21 protein-coding genes are annotated in these 23,761 nt (G+C 60.2%); 12 read left to right on the top strand and 9 right to left on the bottom strand.

The window, feature by feature from the left end; genetic code table 11:
* Positions 1-156 precede the first annotated feature (156 nt).
* Positions 157-903, top strand: coding sequence for a helix-turn-helix transcriptional regulator (locus GKN89_RS05860; protein WP_019453597.1), 747 nt, complete (start codon positions 157-159; stop codon positions 901-903).
* Between the two features lie 36 nt (positions 904-939).
* Here the strand turns inward: GKN89_RS05860 and GKN89_RS05865 are convergent, their stop codons facing one another.
* Positions 940-2,049, bottom strand: a complete 1,110-nt coding sequence (locus tag GKN89_RS05865; RefSeq protein ID WP_025160190.1) for an SDR family oxidoreductase — start codon at positions 2,047-2,049, stop codon at positions 940-942.
* 258 nt (positions 2,050-2,307) lie between these two features.
* Here GKN89_RS05865 and GKN89_RS05870 point away from each other — a divergent pair, with 258 nt between their 5' ends.
* The 3 genes from GKN89_RS05870 (at position 2,308) to sbcB (ending at position 4,275) form a co-directional block, all read left to right on the top strand.
* Positions 2,308-2,514, top strand: coding sequence for a hypothetical protein (locus GKN89_RS05870; RefSeq protein ID WP_019453599.1), 207 nt, complete (start codon positions 2,308-2,310; stop codon positions 2,512-2,514).
* A gap of 54 nt (positions 2,515-2,568) precedes the next feature.
* Positions 2,569-2,757 carry a DNA polymerase III subunit theta gene (locus GKN89_RS05875; protein WP_019453600.1) on the top strand — a complete coding sequence of 63 codons (189 nt, stop codon included), beginning with the start codon at positions 2,569-2,571 and terminating at the stop codon, positions 2,755-2,757.
* Between the two features lie 90 nt (positions 2,758-2,847).
* Positions 2,848-4,275, top strand: coding sequence for an exodeoxyribonuclease I (gene sbcB, locus GKN89_RS05880; RefSeq protein WP_063919726.1), 1,428 nt, complete (start codon positions 2,848-2,850; stop codon positions 4,273-4,275).
* A gap of 69 nt (positions 4,276-4,344) precedes the next feature.
* Here the strand turns inward: sbcB and GKN89_RS05885 are convergent, their stop codons facing one another.
* Entirely contained in the window at positions 4,345-5,712 is a 1,368-nt protein-coding gene (locus tag GKN89_RS05885) for an APC family permease (protein ID WP_019453602.1), read from the bottom strand.
* 535 nt (positions 5,713-6,247) lie between these two features.
* A complete protein-coding gene (locus GKN89_RS05890; RefSeq protein WP_154746529.1) occupies positions 6,248-7,666 on the bottom strand; it encodes a glutamine synthetase family protein in 1,419 nt (472 codons plus the stop codon).
* 395 nt (positions 7,667-8,061) lie between these two features.
* On the opposite strand from GKN89_RS05890, the gene puuR reads away from it, so the two are divergent.
* The 5 genes from puuR (at position 8,062) to GKN89_RS05915 (ending at position 14,516) form a co-directional block, all read left to right on the top strand.
* Entirely contained in the window at positions 8,062-8,619 is a 558-nt protein-coding gene (puuR, locus tag GKN89_RS05895; protein ID WP_055317221.1) for an HTH-type transcriptional regulator PuuR, read from the top strand.
* A 157-nt stretch (positions 8,620-8,776) separates the two neighbouring features.
* Positions 8,777-10,288, top strand: a complete 1,512-nt coding sequence (locus GKN89_RS05900) for a sugar ABC transporter ATP-binding protein (protein ID WP_063919729.1) — start codon at positions 8,777-8,779, stop codon at positions 10,286-10,288.
* A complete protein-coding gene (locus GKN89_RS05905; RefSeq protein ID WP_019453607.1) occupies positions 10,285-11,280 on the top strand; it encodes an ABC transporter permease in 996 nt (331 codons plus the stop codon). The genes GKN89_RS05900 and GKN89_RS05905 overlap by 4 nt, the downstream gene beginning before the upstream one ends.
* Before the next feature lie 244 nt (positions 11,281-11,524).
* The gene (locus GKN89_RS05910; RefSeq protein WP_063919731.1) at positions 11,525-13,513 is read left to right on the top strand and encodes a ligand-gated channel protein; all 1,989 of its coding nucleotides are present in this window, start codon (positions 11,525-11,527) and stop codon (positions 13,511-13,513) included.
* A 55-nt stretch (positions 13,514-13,568) separates the two neighbouring features.
* Positions 13,569-14,516, top strand: a complete 948-nt coding sequence (locus GKN89_RS05915; RefSeq protein ID WP_074055859.1) for a siderophore ABC transporter substrate-binding protein — start codon at positions 13,569-13,571, stop codon at positions 14,514-14,516.
* A gap of 33 nt (positions 14,517-14,549) precedes the next feature.
* Here GKN89_RS05915 and GKN89_RS05920 read toward each other — a convergent pair whose 3' ends face one another.
* Together GKN89_RS05920 and GKN89_RS05925 are read right to left on the bottom strand one after the other, a co-directional pair.
* Entirely contained in the window at positions 14,550-15,338 is a 789-nt protein-coding gene (locus tag GKN89_RS05920; protein WP_019453610.1) for an ABC transporter ATP-binding protein, read from the bottom strand.
* A complete protein-coding gene (locus tag GKN89_RS05925; RefSeq protein WP_025160187.1) occupies positions 15,335-16,417 on the bottom strand; it encodes an iron ABC transporter permease in 1,083 nt (360 codons plus the stop codon). The genes GKN89_RS05920 and GKN89_RS05925 overlap by 4 nt, the downstream gene beginning before the upstream one ends.
* A 362-nt stretch (positions 16,418-16,779) precedes the next feature.
* Between GKN89_RS05925 and GKN89_RS05930 the strand changes: the two genes are divergently transcribed.
* Complete coding sequence (locus GKN89_RS05930; RefSeq protein WP_154746530.1) at positions 16,780-17,880, top strand: GGDEF domain-containing protein; 1,101 nt, start codon at positions 16,780-16,782, stop codon at positions 17,878-17,880.
* A gap of 45 nt (positions 17,881-17,925) precedes the next feature.
* Here the strand turns inward: GKN89_RS05930 and GKN89_RS05935 are convergent, their stop codons facing one another.
* The 3 genes from GKN89_RS05935 to GKN89_RS05945 all read right to left on the bottom strand — a co-directional run bounded on the left by GKN89_RS05935 (position 17,926) and on the right by GKN89_RS05945 (position 20,794).
* A complete protein-coding gene (locus GKN89_RS05935; protein ID WP_025160186.1) occupies positions 17,926-19,404 on the bottom strand; it encodes an amino acid permease in 1,479 nt (492 codons plus the stop codon).
* A gap of 221 nt (positions 19,405-19,625) precedes the next feature.
* Positions 19,626-20,492, bottom strand: a complete 867-nt coding sequence (gene yieE, locus GKN89_RS05940) for a DNA-binding transcriptional regulator YeiE (protein WP_063919734.1) — start codon at positions 20,490-20,492, stop codon at positions 19,626-19,628.
* A 104-nt stretch (positions 20,493-20,596) separates the two neighbouring features.
* Positions 20,597-20,794, bottom strand: coding sequence for a hypothetical protein (locus GKN89_RS05945; protein WP_019453615.1), 198 nt, complete (start codon positions 20,792-20,794; stop codon positions 20,597-20,599).
* Between the two features lie 194 nt (positions 20,795-20,988).
* Here GKN89_RS05945 and GKN89_RS05950 point away from each other — a divergent pair, with 194 nt between their 5' ends.
* Together GKN89_RS05950 and nfo are read left to right on the top strand one after the other, a co-directional pair.
* On the top strand, positions 20,989-22,062 hold the full coding sequence (locus tag GKN89_RS05950) for a YeiH family putative sulfate export transporter (protein ID WP_154746531.1): 1,074 nt from the start codon (positions 20,989-20,991) through the stop codon (positions 22,060-22,062).
* A gap of 89 nt (positions 22,063-22,151) precedes the next feature.
* Positions 22,152-22,991: a deoxyribonuclease IV gene (nfo, locus tag GKN89_RS05955; protein ID WP_016926988.1), complete on the top strand. Its 840-nt coding sequence runs from the start codon at positions 22,152-22,154 to the stop codon at positions 22,989-22,991.
* Between the two features lie 19 nt (positions 22,992-23,010).
* On the opposite strand, the gene GKN89_RS05960 is transcribed toward nfo, so the two are convergent.
* Positions 23,011-23,604, bottom strand: coding sequence for a DJ-1/PfpI family protein (locus GKN89_RS05960; RefSeq protein WP_370520167.1), 594 nt, complete (start codon positions 23,602-23,604; stop codon positions 23,011-23,013).
* Positions 23,605-23,761: the final 157 nt, after the last annotated feature.

A 23,761-nucleotide genomic window follows, 5' to 3' on the forward strand; every position in this document is an offset into this window, starting at 1 on the left:
TGATTTCACTGAGCGGCCCCTCATCATGACAGGCCGCCCCGCACAGGTGAACCTTCGGCTCACCTTTTCTGTTTTAGCTAATTGCTAAATCATGCGCAAGTGTTTTTTAGCAAAACCGTTATTTACCTTTTTGCTAAAGAGTGCGATCATCAAACGATGGAAACTAAAGAAATCAGGCGCAACAATCTGCGCGAATTGATGGCCCGCTACGCCCGGCAAGGTGTCAACCAGAATGAGTTCGCCACGCTGGTTGAATCTTCCGCGCCAACGCTGAGCCAAATCATCGGGGAAAAATCCTCCCGCAATCTTGGCGACAATCTGGCCAGGCGGATCGAGGCCAGGCTGAATTTGCCTAAAGGCTGGTTCGACGTATTTCATGAAAAGCAGCTGGTGCGCCCGTTTGACAACGTGGCGGCGGAGTCGGACTTCCAACCCGCCCGTTTGAAACCGGTGGTATGGGAAGATACCGAACAAGACAAGGAAGAGTTTGTGGAGATCCCGCTGCTGGATATCGATTTTTCCGCCGGCGACGGCTGCTACGAAATCGTCGATCGCGAGGAGTTTTCGCTGATCTTTCGCCGTTACTATCTGCACAAGATGGGGGTGGCGGTCAACGCCGCGCGCATCATCCGCATCTCCGGCTCCAGCATGGAGCCGCGCCTGCAGGATGGCGACGTGGTCGGCATCAACACCGACGACACGCGCATTCGCGAAGGCAAGACCTACGCCATCCGCCACGGCAATTTGCTGCGGGTGAAGGTGCTGATCGAACAGCCGGACGGCGGCGTCATCATCCGCTCCCTCAACCGGGAAGAGTACCAGGACGAGCATCTCAGCTATCAGCAGCGCAAAGAGCAACTGGTGGTGCTCGGCCGCGTCTTCTGGTCGTCTTCGTCCTGGTAACGGACGACAACGTCGGGCGCCCGTTGCGCCCGGCGGTTACTTGAAGTCCACCACCATCTGCTGCTGGATAGACAACCCGCGGGTCGACTGCACGCAACCGGCGATGTAGTCGGTGAAACGCGGCGGTTTCGGCATGCCCAGCTTGAGGATCTTCTCGTTGCTGAAACGCACGTTGAGCATGGCGAACGATCCGTACAGGCGCATCGCCTTCAGCATCAGCCGCTCGTTGCACGGGCCGAAAATGTCTTTCAACTGCCGGCGCATTTTCACCAGCGCGTCGTAGGTTACTTGCGCATACTCATCGCCCACCGGCGCTTTTTCCAGCGCCGCCGCCATGGCGTTGTCAATTTCGGCAAAGCTGACGCTGCTCTCTACGCCGGCGGAGATGTGATAAACATCGTTCTCCAGCGTTTCGCTGTTCATCAGCATCACCAGCGCATCCGCACAGTAGTCCGCCGGGATCACGTCGATATTGTCCTGCAGCGAGCACATGAACTTGCGCAGCATCAGCGCCATGCCGAATACCCAGAAAATGCTGCTGGAAGGCTGACAGCCCAGGCGAGTGTGCCCCACCACGATCGACGGACGCGCGATGGTCAGCGGCATTTGCGGGCAGCGTTGGCGCATCAGCTGTTCGATGGTGGATTTGGAACGCGTATATTCCACCAGGTGCTCGGCGTCTTCCTCAAACTCGCCGCTCTCCGCCACCAGCGAACCCGGTTCCGGCGAACAGGACATGGCGGTGCCGACATGCAGGAAACGTTTTAACCCCGGCACCTGCGCCATTCTTTCGGCAAAGGCCAGGGTGCCTTCCACGTTTACCTTCCAAATGAGCGGGTTATTACCAAATGATGCAACGGCAGCACAGTTAATAACGTGCGTGACATTGTTAATGCGTGCGTCAGTTAAAAACTCGGCCGGCTCGGAAAGATCGCCCAACAATATATTTTCTATCGTGATTTTAGAAAGCAGGTTCGCGTCGATATTAAACTTTTCCATATTCGCGCGAATACGGGCCAGCCCTTGCTGCGCATCCTCGGCGCGCACCAGTAAAAGATAATTAATAGACTGATTTTCAATCAATAATTTTTCGAGAACTGCACCACCGAGAAAGCCGGTAGCGCCGGTCAACAGTAGCGTTTTCATAATTGTCACCCACATTGGTATTGAATGTGGAAGATTGTATCTGCGGATAATTAAACAAATATTAAATAGAATTACGGCACCCTGACTCACTCTTCTTAATATTATCTTAAGGAATCTTTTGAAACATCCGTCATGGATTTAGTAACAAAAGAGTCGGGCAACCATTGCGATTAATCCCTACTGTTTAAATACCATTGATGCAGCCCCTGATTTAATTTAACGGTCAATGTTATTTCTCTTCTCGTCCGTGGAGGACTTATGACCTATAACCAAAAAGCCTGGTTGGGGGTTTTACTGCTGTGCACCCTGTTTTGGGTGGCGGTGATCGGCGGCGCCTGTTCGCTGTATAACCGGACTGAGCGGCTCGGCGCGCACCACCCGGAGAGCGAGTTCGCCGCTCGCCACAGCGTGGCCCCTTGCCAGCAACCCAACGCCCAGGCGCTGACCGCCCCCCGGAATGGGTAGGGACAATATGCGCTAACGATCCTATTATGCCCTAAGGTTAACAGGGAGATAACGATGGCTCGAAAGCTGGATAGCTTACCGCAAGCGCAACGTGAACAGATAGAAACCGATTTGCTGGCCATCAGCGTGATCTACAACGAACGCTACGGCATCGCTTCGACCCAGGCGGAAACCGAACAACAAATCCCCGACCACCTGCTCCCCTACTTTCATCAACGGCTGGATTACTATCGTCGTGCGTAATTGCGCGCATTTCGCTAACCGCCGCTTGGCATCGCTCCCCACGCCGTTACAATAGGAGCATATTGTATCCGCCACTGAAGAGACGCGATTTTGAGCAGCAAGGCAACGGCCACATTTTACATTCACGATTACGAAACCTTCGGCAAGAGCCCGTCGCTGGACCGCCCGGCGCAGTTCGCCGGCGTGCGCACCGATATGGATTTCAACATTATCGAAGAGCCGCTGGTCATCTACTGCGCCCCGGCCGACGACTACCTGCCGGAACCCGAGGCGGTGATGATCACCGGCATCACCCCGCAGGTGGCGCGCGCCAAAGGCGTTAACGAGGCCGAGTTCACCCGTCAAATTCATCAGGCCTTCAGCGTGGCCGGCACCTGTATTCTCGGTTACAACAACATCCGCTTCGATGACGAAGTCAGCCGCAATATCTTCTACCGCAACTTCTACGATCCCTATGCCTACAGCTGGCAAAACGGCAACTCGCGCTGGGATCTGCTGGATGTGATGCGCGCCTGCTATGCCCTGCGCCCGGACGGCATCGTCTGGCCAGAAAATGAAGACGGCTTCCCCAGCTTCCGCCTAGAACACCTGACGCGCGCCAACGGCGTCGAGCACACGCAGGCTCACGACGCGATGTCGGACGTTTACGCCACCATCGCCATGGCCAAGCTGGTCAAGCAGGCGCAGCCGCGGCTGTTCGATTTCCTGTTGCAGCACCGCAACAAGCACAAGCTGAACGCTCTGATCGACGTTGCCGACATGACGCCGCTGGTGCATGTCTCCGGTATGTTCGGCGCGGCGCGCGGCAACACCAGCTGGGTGTCGCCGCTGGCCTGGCACCCGGACAACAAGAACGCGGTGATCATGTGCGATCTCGCCGGCGATATGACGCCGCTGCTGACGCTGAGCGCCGAGCAACTGCGGGAAAGGCTGTACACCCGCCGCGACGACCTGGCGCCGGATCAGGCGCCGGTGCCGATCAAGCTGGTGCACATCAACAAATGCCCGGTGCTGGCGCCGGCCAAAACCCTGCTGCCGGAGAACGCCGAGCGGCTGGGTATCGATCGCCAGGCCTGCCTGCAAAACCTGCAGCTGCTGAAACAGCACCCGGAAGTGCGCGAGAAAGTGGTGGCGCTGTTCGCCGAAGCCGAGCCGTTCAAGGGCTCCGACGACGTCGACGCCCGGTTGTATGACGGCTTCTTCAGCGACGCCGACAAGGCGGCGATGAAGATTATCCAGCAGACCAAACCGCAAAACCTGCCGGCTCTGGATCTGGCCTTCAACGACGGCCGCATGAAAGAGCTGCTGTTCCGTTTCCGCGCGCGCAACTACCCGAATACGCTGGACGACACCGAGCAGCGCCGCTGGCTACAGCACCGTCAGGAAGCCTTGAGCGCGGAGCGCGTGCAAAGTTACCTGCTGCAGTTGGAATCGCTGTATAACCTGCACGAAGGCGACAAAGAGAAAACCGCCCTGCTGAAAGCGCTGTTCGATTACGGCAAAGAATTGGTGGGGTAACCCCGCAGCAGCAGAAAAGAAAAAGGCCGCGAATGCGGCCTTTTTTGTGGCTGAGGAAACGGCTCGCGCTTAGGCGGCGTCTTCGCTCGCTTGCGGTACCGGCAGACGGAAGCTGCGGGTAACGACGGCCAGGTAGATCAGACCGATGGTCGCCCAAACCAGGCCCAGCGTCATCGAGCTGGCTTCCAGGTTGATCCACAGCGCGCCGACGGTCAGTGCGCCCATCACCGGCAGGATCAGGTAGTTGAACGTGTCCTTCACGGTGCGGTTCATCTTGTCGCGAATATAGAACTGCGAGATCACCGACAGGTTGACGAAGGTGAAGGCCACCAGCGCACCGAAGTTGATCAGCGCGGTCGCGGTCACCAGGTCAAACGACACCGCGGACAGCGCGATGGCGCCAACCAGCAGCACGTTCAGCGCCGGGGTACGCCACTTCGGATGCACATAGCCGAAGAAGCGGGTCGGGAACACGCCGTCGCGGCCCATCACGTACATCAGACGCGAAACGCCCGCGTGCGCCGCCATGCCTGACGCCAATACCGTCACGCAGGAGAACACCAGGATCACCGACTGGAAGAACTTGCCCGCCACGTACAGCATGATTTCAGGCTGCGACGCGTCAGGATCCTTGAAGCGCGAGATGTCCGGGAAGTACAGCTGCACGAAGTAAGACACCACGATAAAGATGATGCCGCCGATCAGCGCCGTCAGGAAGATGGCTTTCGGGATCACTTTTTCCGCGTCTTTGGTCTCTTCGGACAGCGAGCTGATGCCGTCGAAGCCCAGGAACGAGAAGCACAGGATGGTCGCGCCGGTAATCATCGGCACCACGTGTGCGTTATCGGACCAGAACGGACGGCTGCTGACCAGCGTACCGGCGCCTTCGCCGTGGTAGATGCCGTTGATCACCAGGCCGAGGAACACGATCATGATCGCCACCTGCACCACCACGATGATGGAGTTCAGGTTGGCCACCAGCTTGATGCCGCGCAGGTTGAAAATCGTCATCAACCCGACCAGCACCGCCACGAAGATCCAGGACGGAACGCCCGGGAAGATCGCTTCCAGGTAAATCTTGGCCAGCAAAATGTTGATCATCGGCATGAACAGGTAGTCCAGCAGCGATGACCAGCCCACCATAAAGCCGACGTGCGGGCTGATGGCTTTCTGGGCATAGGTGTAGGCAGAACCGGCGGAAGGGAATTTCTTCACCAGTTTGCCGTAGCTCAGGGCGGTAAACAGGATCGCCAGCAGAGCGAAGGCGTACGCGGTCGCGACGTGACCATCGGTCAGGCCGGATACGATGCCAAAGGTATCGAAAATGGTCATTGGCTGCAGATAAGCCAGGCCCATCATCACTACCGGAACTAAAGTCAGGGTTTTACGCAGCTGAGTGCGCTGAGCCGGAGCGGCGTTGATGGTGTTATCGGACATTGGTCAGCCCCCCCTTACCTTGAGCCTTGCGGATGGCGGACACGCCAAGACTTAAGGTTGCGGGGAAACTTCGCAACGAGCGACTTAATTCTAAAAGAAGGGGATTGTAAGCTGGATAACGGGTCGAGGTAACCTCGGCTGCTCCATAGTCGCTGCGGCCACAGCGGAAACCGGCGGGCACCGGTGCTAAAGTGAAAAATTGCCCCATCTTTCTAATCCTCATGAGTCACGACCATAAAGTTTTGTTTGATCGTGCACGAAACTATTTATCTATCCGGATCGGTGTCCGGCCTCGCTTGGTGTATGAAACGCTACGTTGGTAAAACTTAATGCAAAAAAAATAACCGACGCTTTCAAAACGTCGGCTATCTGCATTTGAGATATTTTGCACCAGAATGCCTCCGGATGACAAGATCCGGAAACCCTCAAATACAAATTCTTTTTGTCGATCGAACGGAAAACCAGCCCGGCAGGCGAATTAATCCGCTACCGGCAGGCTGGTCGCCCGCACATACCTCTTACTTTATACGCCTATTCAGGCATTTTTCAACATCCAGTCGATCTCGGTCTCCGTCACTCGCCGTTCAAACTGCAGCAGCTCGTCGGTCTTGCAGGCGTGGTAGACGTGGGTGAAGCGCTCGCCGAGATAGTGCGTCAGCGCGCGCTGGTGTTCAAACTCGTACAGCGCGTCGCTCTGGCGTATCGGCAGCGCCAGCCCCTCTTGCTCCAGCCCGTTGCCGGTTACCGGTGCAGGCAACGGTAACGCGGTGTCCAGCCCATACAGCATGCCGGCCAGGATCGCCGCCATTACCAGATACGGATTGGCGTCGGCGCCCGCCACGCGATACTCCACCCGGCGGTTCTCCGCCTCCCCGCAGGGAATGCGCAGCGCCACGGTACGGTTGTTGTGGCCCCAGGAAGCCTGGATAGGCACATACATCCCCGGCTGGAAGCGCCGGTAGGCGTTGACGTTCGGCGCCAGCAGCGCCATCGACGCCGGCATCAGGGTGATCATCCCGGCCAGCGTCTGCTCCAACAGCGGCGAATCCTCGCCTTCGGCGTCGGCGAACAGGTTATTGCCGGCGCCGTCCTGCATGCTGACATGCACATGCATGCCGCTGCCGGCGTAATCCTCATAGGGTTTGGCCATAAAGGTGGCGTGCATGCCGTGATTCTCGGCCACCAGCCGCACCAGCCGTTTCAGCGCCAGCGCATGGTCGCAGGCCAGCAAGATATCGTCGGTATGGCGCAGGTTGACCTCAAACTGCCCCGGTGAGGCCTCCGCCACCGCGCCGTCCGCCGGCAGCCCCTGCAGCTTCGCCAGCGCGTCGATATCGTTCAGCACCTCGGCGAAATGGTTGAGGTTATCGACGGAATACACCTGGCTTTGGGTGTTGCGCTCCTGGGTGCCGGGCGCGCACGGCGGCTGCAGATCGCCTTCCGCGTCCCGCTGCCGATCGATGAGATAAAACTCCAGCTCTACCGCTGCCACCGGGAACAAGCCGCGCTGTCGCAGCGCCTGCCACACGCGATTCAGCACATTGCGGGGTTCAACGTCAAAGGGAGTGCCATCTTCGTCCAGCATGGTCAGCAGCACCTGGCCGATGTGCTCAGGATCGGCGGCCGAGGGGGTCAGCGAGCCCGGCACCGGCAGGCACACGCGGTCCGGTTCGCCGAGCTCCTGCCCAAGACCGGTCTCCTCCACCACGTTGCCGAGGATGTCCATAGCGAACACCGACGCGGGGAAGTAGCTGCCTTTTTCCAGTTTTTTCAACCCTGAGACGGGTATGCGTTTGCCGCGGAAGGAACCATTAAGATCGGTGAGAAGGATATCGACATACTGCGTGGCGGGATGGCGTTCCAAATAATGAGCGACCTCATTTTGGAACGCGCTACTTCGCCTCTCTTCATGATGCTGTGCAAAATGTTCAACTGCTGCGCTATTGGTTTGCATACGTCACCCGCCATTATGCTCTGAAGGCGCGCTGGCGCCCGTCCGCCGTTCGATTCAACACATGATAGGATTTCTCGCCAGGCCGCGCCGCTGCTGGGCGCTCAAAATAACATCCACAATATGAAACATAGCCTTAACAGAATTGGTTTGCAAATGTTACAATCCTGTTTGATTATTCGCCGCCGGCTGCTAAATTGATAAAATATTGACCGAAAAGGCCTTGCCGCCATTTTCACGTCAACTATTTTGTCCGCCGCGCTGAAGGTGAGCATGGGCAATATATTTTCCAAACTCGCCCTAACTACCGATATCATGCAGCATCGTTATCGCCCAGACAGGCGCCCGATACCGATATTCATTTCTGCCTGTCGCCCCTACCAGAAGGAAGTACCGCTATGAGCGAAGCCAGCTTGGCACCGGGCAAGCGCCTGTCGCAGATCCGTCAGCAATTGGGTTTGTCGCAGCGCCGGGTCGCCGAACTGTCCGGGTTAACCCACAGTGCGATCAGCACCATCGAACAGGACAAGGTCAGCCCGGCCATCAGCACGCTGCAAAAGCTGCTGAAGGTGTATGGTCTGTCGCTGTCGGAATTCTTTGCCGAACCGGAAGCCGCCGACGAGCCGCGCGTGGTGATCGACGCCGAGGATCTGATTGAGATCGGCAGCCAGGGGGTGTCGATGAAACTGGTGCATAACGGCAGCCCGACGCGCAACCTGGCGATGATGCTGGAAACCTACCAGCCCGGCACCACCACCGGCGAAAAGATCAAGCATCAGGGAGAAGAGATCGGCACCCTGCTGGAAGGCGAAATCGTGCTGACCATCAACGGCCAGAGCTACTGCCTGAGCGCCGGCCAGAGTTACGCCATCAACACCGGCATCCCGCACAGCTTCAGCAATACGTCGGCGCGCATCTGCCGCATCGTCAGCGCACACACCCCCACCACCTTCTGACCGCTTCTCGCACCGGCGCAGCCTGACGCGGGTTGCGCCCCAGCCCGCCAACGCTTTTTTCATCTCCGTTATGCCATTTTGTTGGTTGCCAACGGCGCAATCTGTGTTACAACAGAACAAAACAGCCATCTAAACATCTAAACGGCCTTAATACCCTATGTCAACCGCAACGCCTTCACGCCTCGAGATGTGTAATATCTCGATCACCTTCGCCGGCTTCAACGCGCTGCAAGACGTGGACTTCACGCTGCAGGGCGGCTCAATCCATGCGCTGGTCGGCGCCAACGGCGCAGGCAAGTCGACGCTGATGGCAATCCTCTCCGGCGCCCACGATCATTATCGCGGCGAAATCCTGATCGACGGCCAGGCGGTGGCGATCCACTCCCCGTTGCAGGCGCGCCGCCACGGCATTCACGTGGTGCAGCAAGAGGTCGACGTCGCGCTGATCCCCACGCTGTCGGTGGCGGAGAACATCATGCTGGACTGGCTGAACGAGCCGGGGCATTGGCTGAACTGGGCGGAGCTGCACCGCCGCGCCGCGCAGCTGTTGCAGCAATGGGCGCTGCCGCTCAACCCGCGCAAACGCCTGGCGGACTGCACGCTGGCGGAAAAACAGCAGGTGCTGCTGGCGCGCGCGCTGTCGCACCGCTGCCGTTTTCTGGTGCTCGACGAGCCGACCGCGCCGCTCGATCGCGCCGAGAGCGAGCGCCTGTTTAACGTGGTGCGCCGCCTGCAATCCGAAGGCATCGGCATCGTATTTATTTCCCACCGCATCCACGAACTGAGCGACATTTGCGATCGGCTGACGGTGCTGCGCGACGGCCGCCGCGTCAGCGAAGACGCCATGCGCGGGCTGAGCGGCGAACAGATCGTCGAAAAGATGCTCGGCCATCGGCTGGACGACATTTTCCCGCCGCCGCGCCCGCCGCACCCTGAGCGAACGCTGCTGCAGGTGCAAGGCTTACGCGATCGCCACAAGCTGCGCGACGTTTCGCTGCGGCTGCATGAAGGCGAGATCCTCGGCATCGCCGGGCTGGCCGGAGCGGGCAAAACCGAGCTGTGCAAAGCGCTGTTCGGCGCCAGCGCCGTGCAGCTCGAGCGCGGCGAACTGCGCGGGCAACCCTGGGCGCCGCGCGCGCCGCATCTGTCGGTCGAACAGGGATTGGCGCTGGTGCCGGAAGAGCGCCGCAAAGAAGGCATTTTTATCGATGAGGCGATCCCGATGAACCTGAGCGTCAGCGCCGACGACAGCTTCTCGCGCTGGAGCCTGTTCAGCCGGCGACAGGAACTGCGCTGGGCGCGCGAGATCATGCAGCGCCTGAACATTCGCGCCTCCGGCCCGCAACAGCGGCTGGCGCGCCTGTCCGGCGGCAATCAACAAAAAGTGGCGATCGGCAAATGGCTACGCGGCGACGCCGAGGTGCTGATCTTCGATGAGCCGACCAAGGGCGTAGACATCAAGGCCAAGCGGGAACTGTTCAGCCTGATCGACGGCCTGGCGCGCGCCGGCAAAGGCGTGATTTACGCCTCCGGCGAGTTTGCCGAACTGGTTGGCCTGTGCGATCGCATCTGCGTGCTGTGGGACGGCCGCATCGTGGCGGAGCTGCACGCCGCCGACATCGACGAAGAAACCTTATTGCTCTATTCCACCGGAGGAACCCCTGCGTGAGTAAAGAATTTGCCCTGCGGCCAGCGCTGCCCTGGCGTCAACAGCTGTTCGATTTCCTCTACAAATGGGGCATGCTGCTGACCGTCGCGGCGCTGATCGCCCTGTTTGGCCTGGCGTCGGACAACTTTCTCGACGCCAACAACATCATCAATATCCTGCGTTCGATCGCCATCGTGACGGTGATCGCCATCGGCGTCTCTATTTCGCTGTCGGTCGGCGGTTTCGATCTGTCGGTCGGTTCGACCGCCTCGTTGGCCAACGCGCTGGTGATTTCGCTGTTCGTCTGGCACGGGTTCGGCACCACCGGCGCCATTGTGGTGACGCTGTTGCTGTGCACGCTGGTCGGCCTGTTCAACGCCCTGCTGATCGTGGTGTTCAGAATTCCCGATATGCTGGCGACGCTGGCCAGCCTGTTCGTGATCCAGGGCGTGGCGATGACCTACAGCTACGGCGGCTCCATCACCCAAAACATGGTGCTGCCGAACGGCAACATGGCGGAAGGCCTGATCCCGGAGATGTTTTCCGCCCTCGGTCAGGTGCCGGTGATCGTGCTGATCATGCTGGCGGTCACCGTGGCGGTGCAGCTGTTCCTGTCGCTGACCAAGCACGGCCGCCGCATGTACGCCATCGGTGGCAATCCCGAGGCCGCGCGCCTGTCGGGCATTCGCACCGTACGTTACAGGGTGGCCGCTTACGTCATTTCTTCTTGGCTGGCGGCGCTTGGCGGCATCCTGTTGGCGTCACGTATTGGTTCTTCGCAGGTCAACGCCGGCGGCGGCTATCTGATGGATGCGGTGGCGGCGGCCTACATCGGCTTCTCGCTGGCCGGCTCCGGCAAACCCAATGCGCTCGGCACCCTGATCGGCGCGGTGATCCTCGGCGTGCTGCAAAACGGCCTGGTGATGCTCTCGGTGCCCTACTACGCCATGGACATTATCAAAGGCCTGGTGTTGGCGCTGGCGCTGGCCATCACCTATATCCAGAAACGCTGATCCTCTCCGGCGCACGTCCGCTGCGCCGCTTTTCCCTTTAATTCATCCGGTTACTCTTTCCCGTCAGAATAACAAGCATACAAATGATATGAATTATCATTAGCGTTTACATTCAGTAAAAAATCCTTACAATGGCCTCACGCAACGCTGACGAAGCGACGGATTTCTCAGCGAACGATGAATTATTTCATTAGAAATTCAATTGGTTAATTACTTTCACTTCAATCCAGGAAAGGTTTACCTCATGGAAACGCCACGTTACAGCAAGCTCGCCGCTCTGGTGATCGCCTCACTCAGCGCCACCGCCGCACTGGCCGCGCCGCAGGACGATACCCAAGACACCATGGTCGTCACCGCCTCCGGCTTCCAGCAAAAAATTCAGGACTCCGCCGCCTCCATCTCGGTGATCCCGCGCCAGCAGATCGAAGATAAGGCCTATCGCGACGTGACCGACGCGCTGAAAGACGTGCCGGGCGTAGTAGTCACCGGCGGCGCCAGCAGCAGCGACATCAGCATTCGCGGCATGTCTTCCAAGTACACGCTGATCCTGGTGGACGGCAAGCGCGTCGACACCCGCAGCACCCGGCCGAACAGCGACAACGCCGGCATCGAACAGGGCTGGCTGCCGCCGCTGGAAGCCATCGAGCGCATCGAAGTGGTGCGCGGGCCGATGTCTTCACTGTACGGTTCCGACGCCATGGGCGGGGTGATCAACGTCATCACCCGAAAAACCTCCCGTACCGAGTGGAAAGGCTCGCTGCACGGTGACGCCACCCTTCAGGAAAACCGCGATTCCGGCGATCTGTTCCAGACCAACGCCTACGCCTCCGGCCCGCTGGTTGAAGGCCTGCTGGGCCTGCGGGTCAACGGCCTGCTGTCGCGCCGCGCGGAAGATAAAATCGTCAACGGTTACAACGAACAGCGCATGCGCAGCGGCACCGCGGTGTTCACCCTGACGCCGGACGAGAAAAACGAATTCGACTTCGAAATCGGCCGCTCGCTGCAGGACCGCAACAGCACGCCGGGCAAATCGGTGGTGGCGGAACGCTGCAGCAAAGGCAAATGCACCCCAACCGAAGTCAGCGAAAACCTGTATACGCGCACCAACTACGCGCTGACCCACAACGGCTATTACGATTTCGGCAACTCCACCAGCTACATTCAACGCGAAGAAACCGGTAATCCGGGCCGTAACATGAAGGCCTACAACACCATCTTCAACACCCAGAACCAGTTCGAACTGGGTTCCCATATGTTGAACCTTGGCGGACAGTATCGTTACGAGAAACTGGGCGATGGCGGTAACCAGCTTGAATCGGCTCAAGGCCTCAGCAAGCTGACACGCTGGAGCTGGGCATTGTTCGCTGAAGACGAATGGGCGCTGACCAACGACTTCAGCCTGACGACCGGCATCCGCATGGATCAGGACGAAAACTTCGGCAGCCACTGGACGCCACGCATGTACGGCGTCTGGCACCTGACCGAACAGTGGACGCTGAAAGGCGGCGTCTCCGCCGGTTACAAATCGCCGGATCTGCGCCAATCCTCCCCTAACTGGGGGCAGGTCACCGGCGGCGGCGTGCGTAAAGGCATCATCGTCGGCAACCCGGATCTGCAGCCAGAGAAGAGCCTGAGCGAAGAGATCGGCCTGATGTGGGATAGCCTGAAAGGCATCAACGCCGGCGTGACGGTCTTCAACACCGACTTTAAAGACAAAATCACCGAAGTGCGCCGCTGCGAAGACACGCCGGACTGTAAGATCGGTAACGATGTCTATGACTTTATCAGCGATCGCGTTAACGTCGACAAAGCCAATATGCGCGGCATAGAAGCCACCTTCGGCTGGCAGATCAACAAAGACTGGAAGTGGAACACCAACTACACCTACACCTCTTCCGAGCAGAAGAGCGGCGAGTTCCAGGGCAAGGCACTCAACCAGATGCCGAAGCACATGCTGAATACCGTGCTGGACTGGCGTGCCACGCAGGACCTCAGCCTGTGGTCGCGCGTTAACTTCCGCAGCAAAACCTCACAGTATCTGAGCCGCACCTCGATGGCGACCAGCACGCCGTCCTACACCTTCGTCGATGCGGGCCTGAGCTACCAGGCGGCGAAAAACCTGCAGCTGACCGGCGGGGTTTACAACATCCTCGACAAAACCGTGGATTACGATCACTTCCGCACTACGCTGGACGGCCGCCGCTATACCGTCGGCATGACCTACAACTTCTGATGCCCCCGGGCGCGCGCTGCGCGCCCTTTTCATTCCATCACCGTGAGGAAGCCCCATGAAATTACGCCGCTCCCCCCTGATGATCGCCCTGCTGGCCACGATGGCGCTGGCGGGTTGCCACAGCAAAACCGACGCGCCGGCGGCCCCGGCCACCGTCAATGTCCAGCACCTGAACGGCAGCACCGAGGTGAAAAAACACCCACAGCGCATCGTGGTGCTGGATTACGCCTCGCTGGAAACGCTGCAGCTGCTGGGCGTCGAGCCGCTGGCGCTGCCCGGCAACCGCAAGAACTTGCCGGATAACCTGAAGCGCTATCAGGACGACAAATACCTCAATGCCGGTACCCTGTTCGAGCCGGATATGGCCGTGCTGCGCGCCGCCAAACCGGATCTGATCCTGATCGCCGGCCGGGCGTCCAAGGCCTATGACGAGCTGAACGCGCTGGCGCCGACGTTGAACATGTCCGTCGATCCGCAGGATCAGTTGGGCAGCCTGAAACAGCGCACGCTGCAGCTGGGTGAGCTGTTCGATAAGCAGCAGCAGGCGCAGGCGGCGGTCGATAAGCTGGATGCGCAGATCGCCGCGGTCAAACCGCAGGCCGCCCAGGCCGGGCGCGGACTGGTGGTGCTGTTCTCCGGCGGCAAGATCAGTGCTTACGCCCCCAAGAGCCGTTTCAGCTTCGTCTATGACGCCCTCGGCTTCTCGTCTGCGTTGCAGTCCGACGAGAAAGACGTGCGCGGCAACAAACTGACGCCTGAGCAGGTGGCCAAACTGAATCCGGACTGGCTGTTCGTTATCGACAGAGACGCCGCGACCGGGCGGCCGAACGCGGTGGCGCCGCAGAAGATCCTTACCGGCACCGCGCTAAAGAAAACCACGGCGGTGAAAAAAGGCCAGGTGGTTTACCTGCCGGCGGCCGAGGTCTATCTGTCCGGCGGCATCGTCACCGCCCAGCACGTTGTTGAACGCGTGAGCGAGGCGCTCAATCACACTGCACGATAAAGAAAGCCCGGCGATGCCGGGCTTTTTTCTGGATTAAATCGTCGGCTGATTTACCAAGCCGTCTATCAGCACCTGCGGCGTGCCCTGCGAGCAGCGTTCGATACGCCCGCGCACGCCGTAGACCCGTGCCAGGCTCTGCGGCGTAATCACCTGATCCGGCGCGCCGTCGGCGATCAGATCGCCATCCTGCAGCATCAGCACGTGGTCGCCGTGACGCAGTGCGATATTGATGTCATGCACCACCACCACCGTCACGATGTTGCGCTTGCGGGTTTCGCGGCGTACCAAATCCATCACGTGGAACTGATAGTTGAGATCGAGCGCGCTCAGCGGCTCATCCAGCAACAGCAGAGAAGGCTGGCGGATCAGCGACTGCGCCAACCCCACCAGCTGTTTCTGGCCGCCGGACAGCTGATCGAGATAGCTCAGCGCCAGGTGGGCGATGCCCAGCTGTTCCAGCAAAGCCATCACTTCCGCTTCGCTGCCGGCGTTGCTGCGGCCGCCCGAGGCGCGCTGCGCCACGATGATCGACTCCAGCACGTGCAGATGCACCCCGGCGGGCAGCGACTGCGGCAGGTACACCACCTTCTCCGCCCGACGGGCGAACGGCATCTGCATCAGATCGCCGTCGTCCAGCCACAGCTTGCCCTGCGCCGGGTTCAGCCCGGCCAGCGAACGCAGCAGCGTCGATTTGCCGCTGCCGTTCGGCCCCAGCAGCACGGTGATTTGCCCACGCGGCAGCATCGGCACCGAGAGATCGTCAATCACCTGGCGTTTCGGGTAGCCCGCCGAGAAGTTTTCTATCCGCAAGCCCTGATTCATACGTTCCCCCGGTGGCGCAGAATAATGCTCAGGAAGAACGGCACCCCGACCAGCGACGTCACGATACCCACCGGAATGATCACCCCAGGCACCAGGTTTTTCGACGCCACCGAGGCCATCGACAGCACCAGAGCGCCGATCAGCGCGCTGGCCGGCAGATAGAAGCGATGATCTTCGCCAAAGATCATGCGGGCGATATGCGGCGCCACCAGGCCGATAAAGCCGATTGGCCCGACGAAAGCCACCGCCAGCGCCGAGAGAATGCTGATGCGCAGCAGCGTGGTCAGCCGCAGGCGACGCACGTCGATGCCGAAGCTCACCGCCCGGTCTTCACCCAGGCGCAGCGCCGTCAGTTTCCACGAGCTCATCATCGACAGCGGCAGCAGCACGGCGAACACGCCGAACAGAATGCCCAGCTTATCCCATGAAGCGCGCGCCAGGCTGCCCATGGTCCAGAACACCAGCCCCTGCAGCGTGTCCTCGCTGGCGATGAACTGCATCATCGAAACCAGCGCGTTGAAGGTAAATACCAGCGCGATGCCGAACAGCACCACGCCGGAGGTGGCGACCCGCGTCCAGCGCGTGATGCCGTCGAGCATCAGCGCGGCGAACAGCGCAAAGATAAAGGCGTTGGCGGAGATGAACCACTGATCGGGAATCCCCGGAATGCCGATGCCGAGCACGATCGCCAGCGCGGCGCCAAAGGCCGCGGCGGAAGACACGCCGAGAGTAAAGGGACTGGCCAGCGGGTTATTCAGGATGGTCTGCATTTCCGCCCCGGCCAGGCCGAGCGCAAAGCCCACCACCACCGCCATCAGCGCATACGGCAAGCGGATATCCCAGACGATCACCCGCGTACCGGCGTCGGCCGCGGCGGGGTCAAGCAGCGTTTGCCATAAGGATGCCAGCGACAGGCCGGACGGCCCCATGGTGAAATCCAGCAGCAGCGAGCCCAGGATCGCCAGTGCCAACACGCCCATCATCAACAGGCGATGGCGAAGAATATGCTGATAACGCCCCATCACGCCGGCGTCGGGTTGCCCCTTGGCTTCAGTCATGGGATCGGTGGATACGCTCATTAGTTAAGATACCTGTTGCAACCATGATGACAGCGGCGCGAAAGCGGCCGCCGTGAACCGGAAAGTGCGCGCAGACCGCCCGCGCGCAGCCGTTAACAATAAAACAAACGATAATACTTATCAATCATATCAATAGGTGAAAACGGCGTTGTCGAAATGTAATAATTTGTTTTTACTCGCCATTTTTCAGCCCCTCGCGTTTCCTCTCTTCACCGCCATTAGGTTAATTATTCTGAAAATTATTCCTGATCCGACCAGACTCTGACAAAACACGAAAAAACCACATAGAATCCAGAACCACGGCACCGCGCGTGCAAAAAACTTCAGGCTGCCGCAAGAGCGGCCTTATTGACGAGGCAGTAATGAGAAGTCCATCTCCGGCGGTAACGCCCAAACGTCCTGCGCTGCTGAACTGGCTGTTATACAGCCCGCTGCACGCCGATGACGAGCCGTTTCAACGCCAGCTGCGGCTCACGTTGACGCCCTCTCCTCTCACCCCCTGGCTGAATGCCGCGGGGCCGGCCGCGCTGCTGGTGGGGTACGCCTGGCTGAGCCAGCGGCCGATCGGCATCGGCTTGCTGCTGCTGTTGCTGCTGTTGACCGCCGGGCGCGCCTGGCTGGCGCACCGACGTCAGCCTGCCTGGCCGAACGCCATGCTGGTGACGGTGCTGCTGTGGGTGCTGCTGGTCGGCGCCAGCGCCGCCCTGGCGATGCTGTCGGGCCGCTTCGTGCTGATCCTGTTCGCCGGTCTGACGATCACCGCCCTGGCCTGCTGGCTGATGCAGCGTCACGCCGCCGCCCCGCGCTTCGCGCTGCTTGAAGTGATCGTACTGACGCTGCCCTATCTGCTGGCGGCCCCGCTGTCACGGGTGCAAAACCTGTTTATCCTGGCGGATCTCGCCCCGCTGTGGCTGGTGCTGGCCCATGGCATGATCGCTCGCTATCACCGCCAATTGGTGCAGCGCGTCACGCTGGCGTGGGAAAAGCAGCTGGCGTCACACCGCGATCGCCTGACCGGCTTCCTCAACCGCTCGGGCGGCGAAGCGGTGATGCGCAGCATCTGCCGCCCCGGTTCGACGCAGCCGATCTCCCACCTGTTCATTCTTGAATTCGGCCCGCTGGCGGCGCTCTACCAAAGCCACGGCGTCCAGATCGGCGACGACGTACTGCGCACCGTCGGCGAACGCCTCAAGACGCTGATCCGCCCCAGCGACTACGTCTGCCGCTATACCGGCGGTCTGTTTTTGATTCTGGTGCACGATCTGCCCTACGGGGCGGAAAGCGAGTTCCTGGCGCGCATTGTGCCGCCGCTGGAGGCGCCCTACGATTTTGGCGCGTTCGGCGAGGTGAACATGCAGCTTAGCGCCGGCATTCTGGCGTTGACGCAGGATTACGCGACGGTGGACAGTTTGATGAGCTCGGCGCAGCAGGCGCTGGCGGAAGCCAAAGGCGGGAAAAAGTAACATAAAACGCGGCGGGAGCCCCCGCCGCGTATCACTCACCGAAAATTACTTCACGTCCATCTTCGGGAATTCCATTTCGCTGTACTTCACCACACGGGTGCCGCGCGACAGCTTGTAGCCGAACCAGATCAGCAGGAACAGCGGGATGCCGATGTAGGTCGCGGTCACGCCGTACCAGTCGATCTTGTCTTGCAGGAAGGCCTGATAGTTCTGGCCCAGGGTGATGATCAGGCACAGCACGAAGGCGAAGATCGGCCCCAGCGGGAAGAACCCGGAACGGTACGGCAAGTCGTTCAGATCGCGCCCCTGCAGCATGTAACCGCGACGGAAGCGGTAGTGGCTGATGGCGATGCCCAACCAGGCGATGAAGCCGGTCATGCCCGAAGTATTCAGCAGCCACAGATAAACCGACTGGTTGCCAAACATCGACGTCAGGAAGCACAAGCCGGCCACCACGCAGGTCGCATACAGCGCGTTGCGCGGCACGCCGCCTTTCGACAGCTTGGCGAAGATGCGCGGCGCCTTGCCTTCCGAGGCCAGAGTGAACAGCATGCGGGTAGACGCGTACATGCCCGAGTTACCGGCGGACAGCACCGCCGTCAGGATCACCGCGTTCATCACCGCCGCCGCCGACAGCAGGCCGGCATGCTGGAACACCAGGGTGAACGGGCTGACGCTGATGTCTTTCACGTCATTGCGCAGCAGGCTCGGATCGGTGTACGGAATGATCAGGCTGATGATCAGAATGGCGAAGATGTAGAACAGCAGGATACGCCAGAACACCTGACGCACCGCGCGCGGGATGTTTTTGCCCGGGTTTTCCGACTCGCCGGCCGCGATGCCGATAAGTTCGGTGCCCTGGAACGAGAAGCCGACGATCATCGCCACGCCGATCATCGCCGAGAAGCCGCCGGCGAACGGCGCGTCTCCTATCGTCCAGTTCTGCCAGCCGGCGTGTTCGCCGCCCTTCAGAATGCCGACGATCATCAGCACGCCGACGGCGATGAAGATAATCACGGTGCTGACCTTGATCAGCGCGAACCAGTATTCCGCCTCGCCGAACCCTTTCACCGAAATGTAGTTCAGCAGGAACATCAGGCCGAGGAACAGTGCGCTCCAGATCCAACCCGGCGTGTCCGGGAACCAGTAACTCATCACCAACTGCGAGGCCACCAGGTCAACCGCGATGGTCACCGCCCAGTTGTACCAGTAGTTCCAGCCCAGCGCGAAGCCGAAGCCTTCTTCCACGTATTTGGCGCCGTAGGTAGAGAATGAACCGGAGACCGGCATAAAGGCCGCCAGTTCGCCCAGGCTGGTCATCAGGAAATACACCATCAAACCGATCAGAGCGTAGGACAACAGCGCCCCGCCGGGGCCTGCCTGAGAAACCGTGGCGCCCGAGGCGACGAACAGACCGGTGCCGATGGAGCCGCCGATGGCGATCATGGTCAAATGCCGGGCTTTCAGCTCGCGGCGCAATCCGGGTGCTTGCTGCCCCGATGTTTTTATATCCTGCTGAGCCATTCGTTCCCTATCTATCTGCTCTTCGAAAAATGAGGGCGGATTGTAACAAATACCCGCCGGTGAACTAGCAACATTGCACTGATATAAGATAGCTTCATAATTCAGAGGCAATTATTAGCCGCGGCCCTTATGGCCTTACTTACTCTCATTAATGTGAGCGCGCGCAGATTTTTATGCTTTTTCAGGCCTGCGCGGCGATAGAAGGCGTGACGCGCTGCCGATTACAGCGCGCAATAGCTGAGAAAACGCTGCAACGCGTTGGAGATGTGCTTTTGCCGATGGCGAATCAGGTACAGGGTGCGACGCAGCGGCGGCAGCGGAAGCGGCAGTTCCACCAGCGCGCCGCTGGCAAGCTGTTCGGCCACCACCCGCCGCGACAGGCAGCTGATGCCGATACCGTGCCGCACCGCGTGCTTGATCGCCTCGGAGTTGCCCAGCTCCATCACCAGCTGGAAATGTGGCAGATGCGCCAACAGCAGATGATCCAGCACCTCGCGAGTGCCCGAACCGCGCTCGCGCAGGATCCAGGGCGCATTGGCCAATGCCTCCAGCGTCGGCGGCTCGCGGGTCAGCGGGTTATCCGGCGCGGCGAACACCACCAGTTCGTCCTCCAGCCACGGCTGCGTCACCAGCTCCGGCATATGGCAAGGCCCCTCGATCAATCCCAGATCGACGCGAAAATCCGCCACCGCCACGATCACGTCCTGGCTGTTGCCGACATTCAGCTCCAGCGGCGCGGCCGGAAAATCCCGGCGGTAACGGGCGATCATCTCCGGCAGCATGTAGTTGCCGATGGTGCTGCTGGCGGCGATGCGCAGCGCCCCGCCGTCATGGCGAAACAGCTGCTCGATCTCCCCCGCCTGTTCCAACAGCGCCAGCGCTTTGGGATACAGCAACCGGCCATGTTCGTTGATCACCAGCCGTTTGCCGACGCGATCGAACAGCTGCACGCCCAGCTGCCCCTCCAGATCCGCCAGTGCCGCGCTGACCGCCGACTGCGACAGCGCCAGCACCACCGAGGCCTGAGTGGTCGAACCGCTTTTCAGCACTTCAGTGAAGACTTCCAGTTGACGCAATGTGATATGCATAGCTGTCCCGGTATTGAAAGAAGGTTCCGTCAGAGAACCAAAATATGATGTCCGCATGATGTGGGCGACCCGATCAGGCCATCCTGTTTACGGCCCGATCGGCGTTACTTGCCCAAAGCGACCAGCTGCGCCGCGGCGGCCAGCACCGCCTCGCGCGGCGTGCCGGTTTCGTCCCGCTGTATTAATTGCAGCATCGCCACCAGGCGATCGCGATCGACCGCTTTGTTCTCTTCAATCAAACGCCGCACCGCGCGGCCCACTTCCAGGTCTATCTGCTCTCTGCGTTGATCGTCGATATCCATCGCCTGCTCCTGTTCAGTTGGAAAATTGACGGCGGCTCGCCGCGCCTCCCTCACCCTAGCCGCAATGCGGCTTTATGCCAATGTCTGAACACATACCACTTATTCAGATAGGTTATAAATATATAATCAATTTCTCTTTTATTCAGCCCAAACGTACTCTTAGCGGCAAGAAACAGACTGAAGGACTGACTTTTATGGCGACTGATACCACTCACACTTATCCCGAGCGACGCTTTCCGCTGTTCGGCCTGCCGCGGCTGGTGCCAGGGCTGCTGCTGACCGGCGCGCTCACCGCGCTGGCCGTCTGGGCCGGCGATATTCCCTGGGTGGCGGAGCTGGGGCTGGGGGCGCTGACGCTGGCGATCCTGCTCGGCATTCTGGTGGGCAACACGCTGTATCCGCGCTGGCAAACCGCTTGCCACAGCGGCGTACAGTTGGCTAAACAGCGTCTGCTGCGTTTGGGTATTATCCTTTACGGCTTCCGGCTGACCTTTCAGCAGATCGCCGACGTGGGCGCCAGCGGCATCATCATCGACGCGCTGACCCTGACCACCACCTTCCTGCTGGCCTGTTGGCTCGGCAAAAAAGTGTTCGGCATCGACAGCCAGACCGCGATACTGATCGGCGCCGGCAGCAGCATTTGCGGCGCGGCGGCGGTGATGGCCACCGAGCCGGTGCTGAAGGCCGACTCCAGCAAAGTGGCGGTGGCGGTCTCGACCGTGGTGGTGTTCGGCACTCTGGCGATCTTCGCCTACCCGTGGCTGTATCAGTTGAATGAACACTTCCAGTGGCTGCCGTTCAGCCAGGAAACCTTCGGCATCTACGCCGGCTCCACCATTCACGAAGTGGCTCAGGTGGTCGCCGCCGGGCACGCCATCGGCCCTGACGCCGAAAACGCGGCGGTGATCGCCAAGATGATTCGCGTGATGATGCTGGCGCCGTTCCTGCTGCTGCTGTCGGGCTACATCAGCCGCGGCGGCGAAGGCAAGGCGGAAAAATCCGCCATCACCATTCCGTGGTTCGCCGTGCTGTTTATCGCCGTCGCCGGGTTGAACTCCTTCAACCTGCTGCCGGCCACGCTGGTGCGTCACCTGATCACCGCCGACACCTGGATGCTGGCGATGGCGATGGCGGCGCTGGGGCTGACCACCCACATCAGCGCCGTGCGCCAGGCCGGGATGAAACCGATTCTGTTGGCTACGCTGCTGTTCGTCTGGCTGCTGGTCGGCGGCGCCGCGATAAATCAGCTGGTGCAACACTGGTTCTAATCTCCCCTTCTGCGGCCCGCTTCGGCGGGCCGCATTTATTCCGCCCGCCATCAATGCCATAATGTCACCGATAACACAGGAGAATGAAGATGAAGTTTGTCGGTGCACATGTCAGCGCGTCAGGCGGCGTGGATCAAGCGGTTATCCGCGCGCACGAATTGGAGGCGACCGCGTTCGCCCTGTTCACCAAAAATCAGCGTCAATGGAAGGCCGCGCCGCTGGCCGCCGACGTGATCGATAAGTTCAAGAGCGCCTGCGCCCAGTACGGCTTCGGGCCGGGGCAGATCCTGCCGCACGACAGCTACCTGATCAACCTCGGGCACCCGGTGGCCGAAGCGTTGGAAAAATCGCGCGAAGCGTTTATCGACGAGCTGCAGCGTTGCGAACAGCTGGGGCTGACGCTGCTGAACTTCCACCCAGGCAGCCACCTGCTGCAAATCGATGAAGACAAGTGCCTGGCGCGCATCGCCGAATCGATCAACATCGCGCTGGATAAAACCGCCGGCGTGACGGCCGTGATCGAGAACACCGCCGGCCAGGGCAGCAATCTGGGCTTCAAATTCGAACATCTGGCGGCGATCATCGACGGCGTGGAAGACAAAAGCCGCGTCGGCGTCTGCATCGACACCTGTCACGCCTTCGCCGCCGGCTACGATCTGCGCACCGAAGAAGAGTGCGAGCGCACCTTTAAGCAGCTTGGCGACATCGTCGGTTTCAACTACCTGCGCGGCATGCACCTGAACGACGCCAAGAGCGAGTTCAACAGCCGCGTCGATCGCCACCACAGCCTGGGGGAAGGCAACATCGGTAAAACGGTGTTCAGCTACATCATGCGCGATCCGCGTTTCGACAATATTCCGTTGATTCTGGAAACGGTAAACCCGGATATCTGGGCCGAAGAGATCGCCTGGCTGAAGGCGCAGCAGTAACCCTCCCCTGGCCGCTCGCCTAAGCGCGGGCGGTTTCCTTCACCGCGTGCTCCGCCGCCAGCATGGCGCTGAACTGACGCAGCGTTTCTTCATCCAGGCCCGCAGCCCTGAACACCGCGGTGGTAAAGCTGACCGGCGCCGATCCCGGCGCCGTAATGACCCGGTCATCCGCCACGGCGGCGGCGCTCGCAACGAAACGGCGCTGCCCGGTATAGCCCGCCACATGGCGCGTCAAAAACTCGGCATCGTTGGAGGTGTGCGCCCTGCCGTTCAACAGGCCGGCCCGCGCCAACGCCAGCGTTCCGCCGCAAATGCCCGCCACAGTCGCGCCGCGTTGCAGCTGCTCGTTGAGCAGCGCGCTGATATCCGGCGCCCGCTCGGTTTCCCACAGGGTGCCGCCGACCACCACCAGCACCTCGGGGCACCAATCCGCCAATACGGCGACGCCGCGAGCCACTTCCACCGTCAACCCGCCCTGTGAGCGAAGCTTTCCGGCCTCCGGCGCAAAAAACGCCACATCCAAGCCATAAAACGGCCCGCCAACGCCGGCGATAAGCGCGTATTCCCAATCGGCGAAACCGGATGTCAGTACGATCGCCACTTTTTTAGCCACTGATGAATCTCCTTGAGTCATTCCTTGTTCGCAGGAACAAAGTCGCGCTATCAGCGTAGAAAGCATTGTGATTTTTGGCTAGGGGTAAATCGTGCTAACCGACTAAGACACAAACAAAAACGCGCAGCTCGAGGCTGCGCGTTTTGCGGTATCGGCA

Origin of the sequence: Serratia sp. YC16, assembly GCF_009707615.1 — a bacterium.
Taxonomy (GTDB): Bacteria; Pseudomonadota; Gammaproteobacteria; order Enterobacterales; family Enterobacteriaceae; genus Serratia; species Serratia surfactantfaciens.

Bases quoted from the DNA above. Each gene is read 5' to 3' on its own strand.
- GKN89_RS05915 (WP_074055859.1), top strand. From the start codon at position 13,569: ATGAAATTACGCCGCTCCCCCCTGATGATCGCCCTGCTGGCCACGATG.
- nfo (WP_016926988.1), top strand. From the start codon at position 22,152: ATGAAGTTTGTCGGTGCACATGTCAGCGCGTCAGGCGGCGTGGATCAA.
- GKN89_RS05920 (WP_019453610.1), bottom strand. From the start codon at position 15,338: ATGAATCAGGGCTTGCGGATAGAAAACTTCTCGGCGGGCTACCCGAAA.
- GKN89_RS05865 (WP_025160190.1), bottom strand. From the start codon at position 2,049: ATGAAAACGCTACTGTTGACCGGCGCTACCGGCTTTCTCGGTGGTGCA.
- GKN89_RS05935 (WP_025160186.1), bottom strand. From the start codon at position 19,404: ATGGCTCAGCAGGATATAAAAACATCGGGGCAGCAAGCACCCGGATTG.
- puuR (WP_055317221.1), top strand. From the start codon at position 8,062: ATGAGCGAAGCCAGCTTGGCACCGGGCAAGCGCCTGTCGCAGATCCGT.
- GKN89_RS05925 (WP_025160187.1), bottom strand. From the start codon at position 16,417: ATGAGCGTATCCACCGATCCCATGACTGAAGCCAAGGGGCAACCCGAC.
- GKN89_RS05870 (WP_019453599.1), top strand. From the start codon at position 2,308: ATGACCTATAACCAAAAAGCCTGGTTGGGGGTTTTACTGCTGTGCACC.
- GKN89_RS05885 (WP_019453602.1), bottom strand. From the start codon at position 5,712: ATGTCCGATAACACCATCAACGCCGCTCCGGCTCAGCGCACTCAGCTG.
- GKN89_RS05900 (WP_063919729.1), top strand. From the start codon at position 8,777: ATGTCAACCGCAACGCCTTCACGCCTCGAGATGTGTAATATCTCGATC.
- GKN89_RS05910 (WP_063919731.1), top strand. From the start codon at position 11,525: ATGGAAACGCCACGTTACAGCAAGCTCGCCGCTCTGGTGATCGCCTCA.
- GKN89_RS05930 (WP_154746530.1), top strand. From the start codon at position 16,780: ATGAGAAGTCCATCTCCGGCGGTAACGCCCAAACGTCCTGCGCTGCTG.
- GKN89_RS05860 (WP_019453597.1), top strand. From the start codon at position 157: ATGGAAACTAAAGAAATCAGGCGCAACAATCTGCGCGAATTGATGGCC.
- GKN89_RS05875 (WP_019453600.1), top strand. From the start codon at position 2,569: ATGGCTCGAAAGCTGGATAGCTTACCGCAAGCGCAACGTGAACAGATA.
- yieE (WP_063919734.1), bottom strand. From the start codon at position 20,492: ATGCATATCACATTGCGTCAACTGGAAGTCTTCACTGAAGTGCTGAAA.
- GKN89_RS05890 (WP_154746529.1), bottom strand. From the start codon at position 7,666: ATGCAAACCAATAGCGCAGCAGTTGAACATTTTGCACAGCATCATGAA.
- GKN89_RS05950 (WP_154746531.1), top strand. From the start codon at position 20,989: ATGGCGACTGATACCACTCACACTTATCCCGAGCGACGCTTTCCGCTG.
- GKN89_RS05945 (WP_019453615.1), bottom strand. From the start codon at position 20,794: ATGGATATCGACGATCAACGCAGAGAGCAGATAGACCTGGAAGTGGGC.